The 13,721-nt window shown below is 70.0% G+C and carries 11 protein-coding genes; 5 read left to right on the top strand and 6 right to left on the bottom strand.

The annotated features are described in order from the left end of the window. Positions 1 to 372, bottom strand: a 372-nt coding sequence (locus tag ACGF4F_RS32605) for a helix-turn-helix domain-containing protein (protein WP_393083609.1), incomplete at its 3' end; no start/stop codon positions are given. A gap of 550 nt (positions 373 to 922) precedes the next feature. Between ACGF4F_RS32605 and ACGF4F_RS32600 the strand changes: the two genes are divergently transcribed. Next, complete coding sequence (locus ACGF4F_RS32600; protein WP_357447713.1) at positions 923 to 1,489, top strand: hypothetical protein; 567 nt, start codon at positions 923 to 925, stop codon at positions 1,487 to 1,489. Positions 1,490 to 1,605: 116 nt separating this feature from the next. Here the strand turns inward: ACGF4F_RS32600 and ACGF4F_RS32595 are convergent, their stop codons facing one another. The 3 genes from ACGF4F_RS32595 to ACGF4F_RS32585 all read right to left on the bottom strand — a co-directional run bounded on the left by ACGF4F_RS32595 (position 1,606) and on the right by ACGF4F_RS32585 (position 6,690). Next, positions 1,606 to 3,810 (bottom strand): sulfatase-like hydrolase/transferase, encoded by a 2,205-nt coding sequence (locus ACGF4F_RS32595; RefSeq protein ID WP_393083605.1) that lies wholly within the window; start codon positions 3,808 to 3,810, stop codon positions 1,606 to 1,608. Between the two features lie 121 nt (positions 3,811 to 3,931). Continuing rightward, on the bottom strand, positions 3,932 to 4,957 hold the full coding sequence (locus tag ACGF4F_RS32590) for a formylglycine-generating enzyme family protein (protein ID WP_393083602.1): 1,026 nt from the start codon (positions 4,955 to 4,957) through the stop codon (positions 3,932 to 3,934). Next, positions 4,954 to 6,690 carry a sulfatase gene (locus ACGF4F_RS32585; RefSeq protein ID WP_393083624.1) on the bottom strand — a complete coding sequence of 579 codons (1,737 nt, stop codon included), beginning with the start codon at positions 6,688 to 6,690 and terminating at the stop codon, positions 4,954 to 4,956. The genes ACGF4F_RS32590 and ACGF4F_RS32585 overlap by 4 nt, the downstream gene beginning before the upstream one ends. 553 nt (positions 6,691 to 7,243) lie before the next feature. Here ACGF4F_RS32585 and ACGF4F_RS32580 point away from each other — a divergent pair. The 3 genes from ACGF4F_RS32580 to ACGF4F_RS32570 all read left to right on the top strand — a co-directional run bounded on the left by ACGF4F_RS32580 (position 7,244) and on the right by ACGF4F_RS32570 (position 9,996). Continuing rightward, on the top strand, positions 7,244 to 7,489 hold the full coding sequence (locus ACGF4F_RS32580) for a hypothetical protein (RefSeq protein WP_393083599.1): 246 nt from the start codon (positions 7,244 to 7,246) through the stop codon (positions 7,487 to 7,489). Positions 7,490 to 7,849: 360 nt separating this feature from the next. Further along, positions 7,850 to 9,310, top strand: a complete 1,461-nt coding sequence (locus ACGF4F_RS32575; RefSeq protein ID WP_393083621.1) for an SDR family NAD(P)-dependent oxidoreductase — start codon at positions 7,850 to 7,852, stop codon at positions 9,308 to 9,310. Between the two features lie 314 nt (positions 9,311 to 9,624). After that, positions 9,625 to 9,996, top strand: coding sequence for a hypothetical protein (locus ACGF4F_RS32570; protein ID WP_393083596.1), 372 nt, complete (start codon positions 9,625 to 9,627; stop codon positions 9,994 to 9,996). 39 nt (positions 9,997 to 10,035) lie between these two features. Here the strand turns inward: ACGF4F_RS32570 and ACGF4F_RS32565 are convergent, their stop codons facing one another. Further along, positions 10,036 to 11,430 carry an FAD-binding oxidoreductase gene (locus tag ACGF4F_RS32565; protein ID WP_393083593.1) on the bottom strand — a complete coding sequence of 465 codons (1,395 nt, stop codon included), beginning with the start codon at positions 11,428 to 11,430 and terminating at the stop codon, positions 10,036 to 10,038. A 305-nt stretch (positions 11,431 to 11,735) separates the two neighbouring features. Further along, complete coding sequence (locus tag ACGF4F_RS32560; RefSeq protein ID WP_393083590.1) at positions 11,736 to 11,954, bottom strand: hypothetical protein; 219 nt, start codon at positions 11,952 to 11,954, stop codon at positions 11,736 to 11,738. A 179-nt stretch (positions 11,955 to 12,133) separates the two neighbouring features. On the opposite strand from ACGF4F_RS32560, the gene ACGF4F_RS32555 reads away from it, so the two are divergent. Further along, a complete protein-coding gene (locus ACGF4F_RS32555) occupies positions 12,134 to 13,666 on the top strand; it encodes a ricin-type beta-trefoil lectin domain protein (protein WP_393083587.1) in 1,533 nt (510 codons plus the stop codon). Positions 13,667 to 13,721 lie beyond the last annotated feature (55 nt).

Below are 13,721 nucleotides of genomic sequence, written 5' to 3'. Positions count from 1 at the left end.
CCAACGAAACGCGGAACGGGTGTATTCGGCCGACGCCCGCGACTTGCGCTTGGACTTGAACCGCGGATACCGGGCCCGCTTGTCCCAGAACGCCATAAACCCGGCCTGCAAGTGCCGCAGCGTCTGCTGCAACGGCACCGAGGACACCTCGTTCAGGAACGCCAACTCCTGCGTGCGTTTCCACTCGGTCAGCCACGCCGACGACTGCACGTACGTGGTGCGCCGGCGGTCCACCGCCCACGCCCGAGTGCGTGCTTCCAGCGCCCGGTTGTACACCAGACGCACGCACCCGAAGGTGCGGCCCAGCTGTTCGGCCTGTTCAGTGGACGGATAGAAGCGGTACTTGTACGCCCGCTTCACCACATCCCCCACGCCTCACATTTTACCGTCCATGTAAGACACTCATCGCAAGGGAGGGGCGGCGTTTCCTCCCGGCCGTAAACGGCCGGGTTTCCACGCCGCAAATCCGATGAAGAGCACCACCCACCTGACCGCCGCCTGCCACGTCCTGGCCAGCCCGTGCGTCTCGGGCATCACCGCCGACGCCGAGCGTCTCCGTCTGACCCTCGAACGCTCCATCGGCTTGGTCACGGCCCCGAACCCGCGCATCGGCTACTCCACCGCCTCCGCGATCGCCAAGGAAGCCCTCCACACCGGTCGGGCGGCCGCAGCGGCTCGTCGGATCCCCCGCCGCCACCGGTGGCCGGCGGGCGCTCACAGCCGTGACGAGCGGTACGCGCGGCAAGTTCTCCGGGGCAACCCGTCGATCACCACTGCACGCCGTGGCACACCCTTCTCCGCCGTGGACGGTTCCACCTCTTCCCGGACACAGTGCTTTCGCGGTGCCGTTCCCCTCAAGGCGGATGCCTTGGCCGTTCCCTGCTGCCATAGGCGTGTCGGAGGTTGCGGTTAGTATCCGCGAGTGACGCTCACGCCTGATGACCTGACCGGTTACGTCGAGCGCGACCTCGACGCCGACCTCGCACGGTGGTTTCCCGGCCGTTCTCCCATCACCGTTCCTCGGGAGACCCGGCCGGTGGCACCGATGCTCGACCGCCTACCGCCGGCGTCCGCTGCGGCGCTGGCGGCATTCGACCGGCGCGTGCGGTCAGGGCGCATGCCGCAGTTCCTGGATGTGTACGACTGGTCCTACGGGTTCGACTTCGCTGCAAACGACTGCGGGATCCTGGACGCCGACTACCAGACCGAACTCACTGACGACGACGTCTACGCGATCGGTGCCGACGGCGGCGGCAACCTCTACGTGGTGCTCACCGACGGGCAGGTCGGCCTCTGGTTCCACGAGGAGGAGGTCGTCGAGGGCGGGACGCGTTTCGACAACCTTGACGTCTTTCTCTGGTCCGTCGTGCGCTATCACGCGGTGCGGGCGGGAGTGCTTGAGCGGGCTGCGGTCGAGGCCGACTTTCTGTCGCTGGGCCAGGACGGCGCGCTGCAGCCAAACCTCGGTCTGCTCAGCTCCATGAAGTAGAGCGGCGATCACATAGACACCGGGCTCCCGGTCTCACTTGACCATGGGGGTGGCCTACGGGCCACCCCCATGGGTCAACGTCGGTACGGCGCGGGCGGGCTCGCGGGGGCGGCGTGTTAGCCCAGCCGGACGAGAGCGTCTGCCCACGACGTGTGGTTGAAGCTGTTGCCGGAGTCGGCAGCGCGCACGATCAGGCGCAGGAGCCGGGCCCCTCGAACATCGACGTCCACCGGTTCGGGTCCGGTGGACGCCCGCAGCACACCGCTCGTGTGGACGAGTCGGTCGTCGGCCCACACCTCGGCGATCGTGTTGCCACGCGAGCTCTGCCGGGCGCTGAAGTCGTCGATCCCCACGATCGAGGTGAATCGGGCCGCCCGGCCTCCGAGGTGGTAGGCGACCTCGGAGTAGGAGTGGACACCGAGGCCCTTGGCGTAGACGGTGCCGCTGAAGGAGATCGGCGTGCCGTCTCCGGCGGCCTGCCTGCCGTTACTGGTGTCCAGTTCCACCGGGCCCCAGCCGTTGACTGCGGTGATCCAGGGCAGATCGCTCAGGTACGAGTCGGTGGTTGGCGGTGGTGGCGGCGGGGTGACGCGGCGCTCGGCGCGGAAGGTGAGCGGCGCGTCGCGGGCGACGGCGTAACCCGACACGGTCAGCGGCCACTCCTTCGCCGTGGTCTCCTCAGGCACCCGGACCCGCCAGGTGGTGCTCACTCGGGTGGCGGGGGCGAGGCGCCCAAGGCCTTGGCTGGTCGCCGGCTCGGCGGTCCAACCGCGGGGCGCGGAGAGCGCCAGCCGAGCGCCGGTCCAGGGCACCGCCGACCCGTTCGCGAGGGTGGCCGTGAGGTCGTAGGTCACGCCGGGGAGCAGCAGGTCCGGGGTGTCGAGTTCGAGGCCGTAGCCTTCGCGGGTGACCTCGTCGATCCAGGACTGCCGCAAGAGGCCGACCAGCCGGGCTGCGACCTCGGGGTGGGCGGCTGCCAGGTCGGTCGTCTCGCCGAGGTCATGGGCAAGGTCGTAGAGTTCGACCTGCCACTGGTCGTCCGGGACGGTCCGATCCTTGCCCGGCGCCCAACGGATCGCCTTCCAGTTGCCTTCGCGGACGGCCTCGGCTGGCCGCTGCAAGCGGCCGTCATCGACGGCGCGGGCACGCTTGGTGTTGCCGTTGTCGAGCCGCCAGAAGTAGAGGTACGGCTGCTCGGCGGCCACGGTGGGACGCGGCTCGAGCAGCGAGCTGAACGACCGGCCGTCGATGTCGCGCGGTCCGGGGACGCCGGCCAGATCGGCCAGGGTGGGGAGCAGGTCGGTCTGCTGGGTGAGCCGGTCGGTCACGCCGGGCTGGATCCGGCCCGGGGCCCACGCTATGAACGGGATCCGGATGCCACCCTCGTACAGGTTGCGCTTGTAGCCGGTGAGGGGGCCGTTCGCGTCGAACCGGTCGGGGTCGAAGCCACCTTCCTCGTGCGGGCCGTTGTCGCTGGTGAAAAGGACCACCGTGGACTCGAGCAGTCCCTGCGCGGCGAGTTCGTCGACCAGCTCACCGACGTACGTGTCGATTCGGGTGACCTGGGCCGCGTGGCCTCGGTCCGCCGAGGGCCAGTCCTCGGCGGCGTACGGCTGCTGGTTGGGGACATCGCTCGGGGCGTGGGGAAGGTTCGGGGTGACCACGAGCAGGAACGGCTCGGAGCGGTGGGCCCGGATGAAGTTGAGAGCCCGGTCTTGGAAGAGGTCGGGGGCAAAGGTGGTCTTGGTGGACTCGTTCTCGGGCAGCTCGAGCCGCTCTCCGTTCTGCCACAGGTACGACGGGTAGTAGTCGTGTGCGTGACTGTGCGTGATGTATCCGAGGAACTCGTCGAACCCTCGGGCGTTGGGGTGGCTCGGCTGGTCGCTACGCTCGGGACCGAAGCCCCACTTGCCGAACAATCCCGTGCGGTAGCCCCGGGCGCGCAGCACCTCGGCGAACGTGGTGTCACCGTCGGAGAAGGCGATCGAGTCGGGGTCGCCGGCAGGGTTGTTGCGCACCGGCCCGTGACCGGCGTGCAGGCCGGTCAGCAGGGCCGAGCGTGAGGGCGCGCAGACGGCCGCGGCGGAGTAGGCGTCGGTGAAGCGCAGCCCCTCGGCGGCGAGCTGGTCCAGGCGCGGCGTCGCGATGGTGCGCTGCCCGTAGGCGCCGAGCTCGCCGTACCCCAGGTCGTCGGCCAGCACGAGCACGATGTTGGGCCGGGGTCGCCCGGTGGTCTTCGGCTCGGCTGCCGCGACGGACGGGACCGCTGCGACGCCTAGGCCGAGCGCGGTGCCGGCAAGGAGTTGACGACGACTGATCATGGCTTGGCTCCGTTACAAGAGATTGCAGGGAAACGGCGCAGCAGATCTCGGGCTCGGGTGATGAGCTGCCGACGGGCTGGCACGGGGCGTTTCAAAGACGTGGATGATGCGGGCGGGACGTTCAGGCGCAGCGGAAGCCGACGTTGGAGGCTGCGGAGTCAGGGGTGTTCCCGGAGCGGGCCGCGACCCGGTACCGGTAGCAGTAGGAGTCGTGGCACAGGAACGATCCGCCGCGCATCACGCGCCGGCCGGTGACGTCCGGTTCCGCTGGCCCGCGGGGGTCGACGACGCGGGTGCCGGCGCGCAGGGCGTAGGTGTCGATGGCGAACAAGTCCTCGCACCACTCCCACACGTTTCCGACCATGTTGAAGAGGCCGTAGCCGTTAGGCGCGTACTGCTTGACGGGTGCGGTGCCGATGAAGCCGTCTTCCGTGGTATTGAGGTGGGGGAACTCGCCCTGCCAAATGTTGCAGTTCCACCGACCGCGCGGGCGCAGCTCGTCGCCCCAGGGAAACCGCGCCCCGTGGAGCCCACCACGCGCGGCGTACTCCCACTCTGCCTCGGTGGGCAGACGCTTGCCCGCCCACGTGGCATACGCGCGGGCGTCGTTCCAGGTCACCTGGACCACCGGGTGGTTTTGGAGGTCCGCGATCGAGGAGGCCGGCCCGTAGGGGTGGCGCCAGTCGGCGCCGCGGACCACGAGCCACCACGGGGTACCGGCGGCGGCCCCCAGGATGTCGGATCGTTCGGCGTTCACCTGCAGGTGGAAGACGGCGGAGAGGCCGAGCACCTCGGCCTCGGTGACGTAGCCGGTGGCCTTGACGAAGGTCGCGAAGGCGGCGTTGGTGACCGTCGTGACGTCGATGGTGAAGGCGCTGAGTGCGACCTCGTGCACCGGTCCTTCCCCATCGCCCGGGTAGCCCTCATCGAAGGCGTCGCCCATGGCGAAGCTCCCGCCGGGGAGGCTGACCTGGCCGCGCGTGGAGCGCGACCGACCAGCCGCCCGGACGACGGGGTCCAGCTGCTGCGGCCGGCGGGCGATCTGGAGCAGCCCGCCGGCGGTCTGCTGCAGGCCGCCGGGTGCGCAACAGCTCGGCGTGGTGGTGGTGGTGGTCCCGGCGGTGCCGTGGCGATGGTCGGAGGTCATCGGTCGGTGACCGCGCTGGGCAGCAGTGCCGGCACCTCGTCGCCCGGCGGGAACGTCAGCTGTGTCGGCTTGTCGTAGTGGGTGATCTTCCCGTTGGAGTACGCCGTGCCCTGGAAGGTGACGGTGATCGGGGCCTTGCCCTCGCGCAGCGTGGCCAGCGGGGCGTCGACGTCGTTGAGCCAGCGGATCAGCCGGCTGCCGAGCCGCTGGGTGACGTCTGGGTACGCCGCGGCCAGATCGGTGGTCTCACCGATGTCGCTGGTCAGGTTGTACAAGCTCCAGTCCTGGGTCTCGTAACGGTAGCTGAGCTTCCACGGCCCCGACCGGATCACCGTCTCGGGGCGCTGGTCCCGCACCCCGGCGATCAGGTATCCGGGCAGGTGCCAGAAGAGGGGCCGCACGCCGAGCTCAGCGCTCTCGTTCCTCCAGATTCCGCTGAGGTCCACACCGTCGGGGCGCGGGCCCTTGGGCAGGTGCGCACCGGCCAGCGACGCAAACGTCGGCAGGTAGTCGACCGCGTGGATCGGCGTCGAGTCGACCACGCCACCGTCGACCAGGCGCTCGTTCCTGCTCCACACGATGGCCGGGACCCGCAGCCCCCCTTCCCGCAGTTCACCCTTGTAGCCGCTGAGCCAGCCGTTGTCGGCGTTCGCGGTCCCACCGTTGTCGGAGGTGAACACCACGATGGTGTTGTCCGCCAGCGGGTGCCCCGGGTTGCGGGGATCCGGGGTGGTCTCGAGGTGGTCCACGATGCGGGCCAGCCCCTGGTCGAGGCCCTCCAGCAGCGCGGAGTACGACGCGTCAGCCGGGTGTCCGGCAACGGCCGCCTTGGCCCGGTACTTCGCGAGCAGGTCGGCGCGTGGCTGCTTGTCGCCGATCGGCTCGTGCACCGCGTAGTCGCTGACCCAGGTGAAGAACGGCTCGTCGGTGTGGCGGTCGATGAAGTCGATGGTCGCGTCCGCCACCGCGTCGGTCACGTGCTTGTCGGTGCCGACGAGGGCGTCCAGGGTCGCTTCGTCCACGCCGTGGGAGTGCGGCTTGATGTTCTCGTCGACGTACTCCTGGGTGTAGTCGGCCGCGAACGCGTCCAGCGCCGGGCCGATGCTGTTGTTGAACTTCCCGTTGATGGCGTGGTACTGGCTGGCATGTCCCGAGTTCGAGCCGCCCAGGTTCTCCTCGAACCCGAAGTCGGTCGTGATCTGATCAGCGGTCTTGGTCACGTGGAACTTGCCGACGTACCCGGTCGCGTAGCCGACGTCACGCAGCGCCTCGCCCACGGTGTAGGCCTCGCCCGGCAACGCGTCGTCGCCGTCTGGGAGCCCCTGCGACGCACCGTCCAGCAGCGTGTTGTCCCCGCCGCGGTTGAGGTCGCCGACCAGGTAGAGGTTGTTCGTCGGCCGAGGCGCGTAGAGCCCGGTGAGGAGGGCGGCTCGGGTCGGCACGCAGTTGGGACCGCCATAGGCGTTGTCGAAGGCAACGCCCTCCTCAGCGAGACGGTCGACGGTGGGAGTTTCGTTGTAGGTGTTGCCCGACCCCTTGTTCGTGAGACCGGTGCTGACATCGGCCCACCCCAGGTCGTCGGCCAGCACGAACACAATGTTCGGCTGCCCAGGGCCAGCCGTCGTGGCCGCGGCCCGGTGCGGAGCAGCGGCGGCGCCTGGAGCAGTGAGAGCAGTACAACCCAGGGCGGCGGTGGCAGCAACTGCGCCCAGTCTCAGGGTCAACTGTGGCATCGGGGGACGTCCCTCCCAGCAAGTGAGTAAAGCGAATCGAATGTGACGAATCGCAGCGCCTTCGTTACCGCGGCGCAGCGAGCGGCCGTTGATCGGCTCGCGGAAACTTTGCCGGTCGTCTTCAAGCCGGCGGCGGTTGAGAAGTCGGGGATGCGCGTTCAGCGGCAGCAGCCGCACGCGGTGGTCCAGCCACGGCAACATCCCCGCGACACCGCGAGCGCGGTGCGGTCGAGCAGGGCATCCTGGCGAGTCACGGTTGCGACGTTAACCCACTTTGCCTACCTGGAAAATAGGTATTCTACGTGCTGGGACGTCGGCCTTGTTGTTCCACTCGGCGTAGAGGTGTTCGAGCGCGCTCTTCAGCACCCCATGGTCGAGTGGTTGTACTCCGGGGTGACGAATACGAACCCGTCGATGAGCCGCGACCACCCCTTGGTGTACTCGTTGGCCTAGCGGCCGCCGGAGGCCGGCACGGGTTCGTCGAGGTGCGGCAGCGGGTGGCCCGCGAGATCGACGATCTCGAAATCGGCGTCAGTGCGCGGCGGCAGCCCTCGTGGCCGCCACCCTTCCCGGCGGCGAGCACCTACAGCACCGCCTTACGCAAGCGTCCGAAGAGCCAAGCGCGGTGATACGGCCCGAGCCAGTGCCGGACCTTGCCACGCCCGCGCTCGAAGCGCTGCACTTCCTGGCCGGTCCCGGCGGGCCATGGCATCAAGGATGGACGGCCGAGACGGACCAAGCCGAGGAGCAGCAGACCATCGACGGTCTCACCGCCATCCTCGAAGCTGCGAACTCGTAAGGACCACCAGACACACCACTCAACCGAAGACCACGAACGGCGGCTGCCGTACTGGCAGTGGAAACGCCTCTCGACGTCTCACACCACTCCCCTGCCGACCGTCGGCCTGTTGCCGACCAGATGCGGACCGCTCATCTGTCCAGGCGATCCGGAGCATCATCCGGCTGTACCAGGATGGAGCTGTGCTCGCCGAACCGACGATGCTCCTCGTCCACGGTCCGGCTCCTCACCTCGGCGGCGTGGGGCGCCCTGCGGCTGCACCTCGAAGCACCTTCGACCCCCGGTGCGCGTACAGTTCCGGGTCGAACTTGGGGCGGGCCGGGTAGATCCGGCGCAGGGAACGGGACGAGACAGCGACGCATGACGGCGGACAACATTACCGAAACCGGTCAATACGGCATTGACCCGAGCCGGCTGGAAACCTGTTTCAGCGTCTTTGAGGCGTTGGAGGATCTCCCTCCCGATCACCCCGACGTCGTGCGGGTGCAACGGGCCACCGCGAGGCTCTACAAGATGATCAAGCAGCGGCGACGCGAGGAACGGCGGAATGCCATCACGGCGGCCGACCGCGCGGTGACGGCGGCCACCGCCACCGGCGCCCCGGGCCGGATCGACGACGAGACCCAGGGCATCCCGCTCGCCTCCCCCACAGTGGGTGCCACGGCCGGCTTCCTGCACAATCCGCGCGCCTGCTACGTCTGTAAGCAGCGCTACCGCGAGGTGGACGCCTTCTACCATCAGCTCTGCCCGCCCTGCGCCGCGCTCAACCGGGAGCGCCGCAACGCCCGCACCGACCTTACCGGCCGGCGCGCGCTGCTTACCGGCGGCCGGGCGAAGATCGGCATGTACATCGCGCTGCGGCTGCTGCGCGACGGCGCGCACACCACAATCACCACACGGTTTCCGCACGACGCGGTCCGCCGATTCGCCGCGATGCCCGACAGCGGGGACTGGTTGCACCGCCTGCGGATCGTCGGGATCGACCTGCGCGACCCCGCCCAGGTGATCGCCCTCGCTGACTCGGTCAGCGGCCAGGGACCACTCGACATCCTGATCAACAACGCAGCACAGACCGTCCGCCGCACACCCGGGGCGTACGCGCAGCTCGTCGCTGCGGAGGCGGCGGCCCTGCCGGACGGCCCGCTGCCGGAGATGATCACGTTCGCCAAACCAGCCGGCCAGGGCGACTTGGCGGGCAGCCTGATCGCCTCGCCGCAGGCGGCTGCGATCCCCCCGCACGCGCTCACCGCGTTGGCGCTGACCAGCGGCTCCGCCTCGCCGGAACGGATCGCGGCAGCCACCGCCATCGACGCCGGCGGCCTGGTGCCGGACCTCGACCCGGTCAACAGCTGGGTCCAGCGGGTGCACGACGTGGACCCAATCGAGCTGCTTGAAGTGCAGCTGTGCAACGTGACCGCGCCGTTCGTGCTGGTCAGTCGGCTGCGATCGGCGATGGCCGCAGCGGCCGCCCGCCGCAAGTACGTGGTGAACGTGTCGGCGATGGAGGGCCAGTTCGCCCGCGGCTACAAGGGGCCAGGGCACCCGCACACCAACATGGCCAAGGCTGCGCTGAACATGCTGACCCGCACCAGCGCCCAGGAGATGCTGACCGATGGCATCCTCATGACCAGCGTCGACACCGGCTGGATCACCGACGAGCGGCCCCACCCGACGAAGATGCGGCTCGCGGACGCCGGCTTCCACGCCCCGCTGGACTTGATCGACGGCGCGGCCCGGGTCTACGACCCGATCGTCCGCGGCGAACAGGGCGAAGACCTGTACGGCTGCTTCCTGAAGGACTACGCGCCCTGCGCCTGGTGATCGGCACGCCTACCTCGCCACCGGCCGCCCAGCCTCAAGAGCGCATCGGCAAGTCAGCGGGGCGGCCTGATCGAGAGGGCTGGTGCCGTGACCACAAACGTTGCCAGTGTCACAGCGAGGTCCAGGCGGCCATCCGGCATGGCTCCAATGCCGCTGGTCGTCGTCCGGACCCGGCGCGGCAAACGTCCCTGGACGCCGCATTAGCATCGATGCGGCGCGGGCGGGCCACTGCCCGACCGGAAGGGGGGCCAGTGGCGGTGAGACGGACATCGCTCCGGCGGTGGGCCGGCGTGCCCCGGTGGGTTCGGGTTGTCGTGATCGCCGCCGTCTGCGTCCTCGCGTACGGCGGGATCGTCCACCTGGGCGACCTGCTCGGCGTCCGGCCGGATGGTCCAAGCCCGTCCATCCCCATCTGGCTGATGTTGTACTTCACCTCACTGACCGTATTCGACCCGCTCGCGGCGCTGTTGCTAGCGCTGCGCCGGATCGAAGGGCTGCTGCTCGGCTGCGTCGTGCTCGCCAGCGACGCGGCGGCGAACGGGTATGCCAACTACGTGCTGGACAGCGCGCCGGGGATCACGCCCGGCCGGATCGGGCAGGCGGTAGTCACGGCGCTCGCTGTCGCCCTGATCGCGGCGGCGCCCAGGGCCGCGCCCTGGCTGCATCGGCCGGGATATGCCGGCTAGATCCTTGGGTTCGAGAATCTGAACACATGGGTCAGGTTTTCAGATTCTCGAACCCAAGGATCCAGCCGCGAGGGTCGGTACGGCGGAGGCAAAGACGTTGTCCGGGTCGTAGCGGAATTTGGCGCCGACCAGCCGCACGTAGTTGGGGCCGTAACTCGGCGGGACCCGCTCGGGCTCGTCCGCGCCGAGCAGGTTCGGGTAACCGCCGGGCAACGCCAGCGGCGCCAACCGTTGCGACGTTTGGTCGGCCCAGTCGCCGTACCCCGCTTCGGCGTCCTCCGGCGCCCACGCCCCGACGATCTCGACAAGCAGGTGGTCCGTGCGCAGCCCGAAGGCGGTCTCGGCCTGGCCCACTCGGGCGGCGGCGCCGTGGAAGTGGTGCATGGAGATGGCCGAGTACGGTGAGGCGATCTGCGCGGCGGCGTCGGTCAGCTCCTCGGCGGCGGCCTCGGACAGGTGAGACAGCCAACGGGTACGCAGCCGGTAGTGGTTGCCCTCACGCATAGCGCCGTCGAACATGCTCAGCGCGTCGTGGTACGGCGTTGCGGCGATCTGGCTCATGACCGGGTTGCCCAGCCGCTCCAGCCCCGCGATGAGCCGCTCGCCCTCAGCGAGGTCCACTCCGCTCCACATGGGACAGAGAAACACCAGGGGCGGCCCGTCCGGGTTGGGCAGGAACCCCGCCATGATCGTCGCCTCGTCGGCGGCGGTCGCCACGATCTCGCGGTACCCCGTCAACACGGTGGCCGCCTGGGCGAACGGGAACAGCATCATCCCGGACAGCACGGTCGGCAGCTCGTGCAGCCGGTACATCAGGCTGGTGACGACACCGAAGTTGCCGCCGCCGCCGCGCAAGGCCCAGAACAGTTCGGCGTCGCCGTCTGGGCTGGCGGTCACGAGGCGGCCGTCGGCCAGTACGACATCGGCGCGCAGCAGGTTGTCCACCGCCAACCCGTACCGCCCGCAGAGTGGACCGTAACCGCCGGCGAGGGTCAGACCGGCCATCCCGACCGTCCGTACGGTCCCTGTGGGCGTGACCAAGCCGTGCTGCTGCCCAGCGCCGGAAACATCGCCGATGTGCGCCCCGCCCCCGACCGTGGCCGTACCCGCCCCGGTATCCACCGCCACCTGCCGCATGCCGGACAGGTCAAGCACCAACCCGCCGTCGCGCAGCGCCCGCCCTGCCCAGTCGTGGCCCCCGCCGCGTACGGAGAGCGGCACGTCATACTCGCGGGCGGTCAGCACGGCGGCGCGTACGTCGTCGTTGTCGAGGCACCGGACGATCGCGACAGGCCGGTGCGTGACCGCACAGTTCCAGATCCGGCTAGCCGACGCGAACCCCTCGTGTGTGGGCAGCAGTAGCCGGTCACCGAACACGGGGCGCAGCTGCTCGGTGGCCCGAGCCACGTCGGTGCTGGCGTTGATCGAGGTCATTGCGGCTCCCGACGAGGCAGCGGCCCCCGCCGTACCGCAGGTGTGACGGTTGGCGGGGATCCGGGGGTGGCGGCGACGCTAACATCGCCACGCGGATGCCGCTGTCTGGAACCGGACCCTTAGCGTGGAGTTCGGCCGCCCAGCTCGCCGCGCCGCCCGGGATACGGCCGACCGGCGGCGACGCGGGCTGGGCTTCCGGGGCCGTGCCGTCTCACCTCACTCGATGCCCTGCTCCAGCGCCCCGGCGGGGGCCTTGACCCGGCCGCCCCGGTGCGGCCGTACCGCACCGGGGCGCCGGTCGCGCGTCAGCCGGCCCGGTAGGCCCGGATGATCGTCTGGTCGATCCCGCTGCCGCCGTCGGCGGTCACCTTGATCCGCAGCGACACCGCCTGCCCGGCGGCCGGCTTCGGCAGCGCGGCGGTGAAGTCGCCGTCGTCGCCGGCCCGTACGGTCGCCGGCCGCCAGGTGGTGCCGTCGTCGGTGGAGGTCCACAGCTCGAACGCGGTGACCCGCTGATTCGTCACGCCGTGCGCCTGGTGCACGGTGAAGCCCGCCGTACCGCCGATCGGGTGGTTGGCGGCGTCCAGCGGCAGCGACGTGACTTGACAAGAAAGTTAACCAATAGGCACCCTTCTATGAGAGAGCGCTCTCTTCCCGTCTCATGCCGGTCCCGCACCCCTCGGGCCCGGCCAGAAGGAGATCGATGAACAAGCTCCTCGGGCTGCTCGCCACCGGGATCCTCGCCGCCAGCCTGACCGCCCCACCCACCGCCGCGACGGCGCAACCACCACGCACCGCCGGCCCCGCCGACGCGACCGGTCTCACCCCCGGCATGGCCGAGGCCATGCGCCGGGATCTCGGGCTCACCGACCGCGAGGTGGCCGCCCGGCTCCGGGTCGAGGCCGGGGCGACGGTGATCGACCGGCGGCTGCGGGCCCGGCTGGGCGCGCGGTACGCCGGCTCCTGGCTGACCGACGGCCGCCGGCTGACGGTCGCGGTCACCGACCCGGCGGCCGCCGCCACCGTCCGCGGCGAAGGCGCCGAGCCCCGGCTGGTCAACCACAGCCTGACCACACTCGCTGCCGCCCGGGCCACCCTCGACCGGTACGCGGCGCGCCACCGGCCGGCCACCGCCGTACGTGGCTGGTACGCCGACACCGTCGGCAACTCCGTCGTCGTGCTGGTCGAGCCGGGCCACACGGCGGCGGCCGCGTCCTTCGTGACGGCCAGCGGAGCACCCCGCGCCCTGGTCCGCTACGTGACCGAGGCGAACGTGCCCCGACCCGTGTACGACATCCGCGGCGGCGACCAGTTCGTGATCAACGGAAACGTGCTCTGCTCGGTGGGCTTCGCCGTCGCGGGCGGATTCGTCACCGCCGGACACTGCGGCGGCGCGGGCAGTTCCACCCTCGGCTACAACAACGTGGCCCAGGGCACCTTCGCCGGCTCGTCCTTCCCCGGCAACGACTACGCGTGGGTACGCACGAACAGCAACTGGACCCCGCGACCGTGGGTCAACAACCACGCTGGCGGCAACGCGCCCGTGGCCGGCTCGCGGGACGCGGTGATCGGCAGTTCGGTGTGCCGCTCGGGCCGGACCACGGGCTGGAGGTGCGGCACAATCCTCGGCCGGGACGAGACCGTCAACTACGCCCAGGGCGCGGTCTACGGGCTGACCCGCAGCAACGCCTGCGCCGAACCGGGCGACTCCGGCGGCTCCTGGCTCTCCGGCGACCAGGCCCAGGGCGTCACCTCCGGCGGCACCGGCAACTGCACGACCGGCGGCACCATGTGGTTCCAGCCGGTCAACGAGATCCTCGGTGTCTACGGGCTGTCGCTGACCACGACCGGCGGCGGGACGCGGATCATCAGCAACTGGAACAACCGGTGCATCGACGTGCCGTTCTCCAACTTCTCCGACGGCGTGCCGTTGCAGACCTGGACCTGCAACGGCACGCTGGCGCAGAGCTGGACGTTCACCGGCGGCACGCTGCGTACCCAGAACAACCTGTGCATGGACGTCGCCTGGGGCTCCCGGGACAATGGCGCGGTCATCCAGATCGCCTGGTGCAACGGCACCGGAGCCCAGCAGTTCGTCCTCTCCGCCGCCGGAGACCTGGTCAACCCGCAGGCCAACAAGTGCGTCGACATCAAGGACTGGAACAACTCCGACGGCGCCCGCCTGCAACTCTGGGACTGCGCGGGCACGGCCAACCAGAAGTGGCGCACCGGCTGAGGCCGGGTCGCGGACCGGCGCGGCGGCGCTCGCCGCCGGTCCGGCCGCGATCGTG

The sequence above is a fragment of the Micromonospora sp. NPDC047740 genome (assembly GCF_043204735.1).
Taxonomy (GTDB): domain Bacteria; phylum Actinomycetota; class Actinomycetes; order Mycobacteriales; family Micromonosporaceae; genus Micromonospora.
Note: the sequence above shows the minus strand (reverse complement) of the source record. Positions and strands in the feature narration are given on the sequence as shown.

Excerpts from the sequence above, each read along its gene's own strand:
- ACGF4F_RS32595 (WP_393083605.1), bottom strand. The coding sequence starts at position 3,810 with ATGATCAGTCGTCGTCAACTCCTTGCCGGCACCGCGCTCGGCCTAGGC.
- ACGF4F_RS32590 (WP_393083602.1), bottom strand. The coding sequence starts at position 4,957 with ATGACCTCCGACCATCGCCACGGCACCGCCGGGACCACCACCACCACC.
- ACGF4F_RS32585 (WP_393083624.1), bottom strand. The coding sequence starts at position 6,690 with ATGCCACAGTTGACCCTGAGACTGGGCGCAGTTGCTGCCACCGCCGCC.
- ACGF4F_RS32575 (WP_393083621.1), top strand. The coding sequence starts at position 7,850 with ATGACGGCGGACAACATTACCGAAACCGGTCAATACGGCATTGACCCG.
- ACGF4F_RS32565 (WP_393083593.1), bottom strand. The coding sequence starts at position 11,430 with ATGACCTCGATCAACGCCAGCACCGACGTGGCTCGGGCCACCGAGCAG.
- ACGF4F_RS32555 (WP_393083587.1), top strand. The coding sequence starts at position 12,134 with ATGAACAAGCTCCTCGGGCTGCTCGCCACCGGGATCCTCGCCGCCAGC.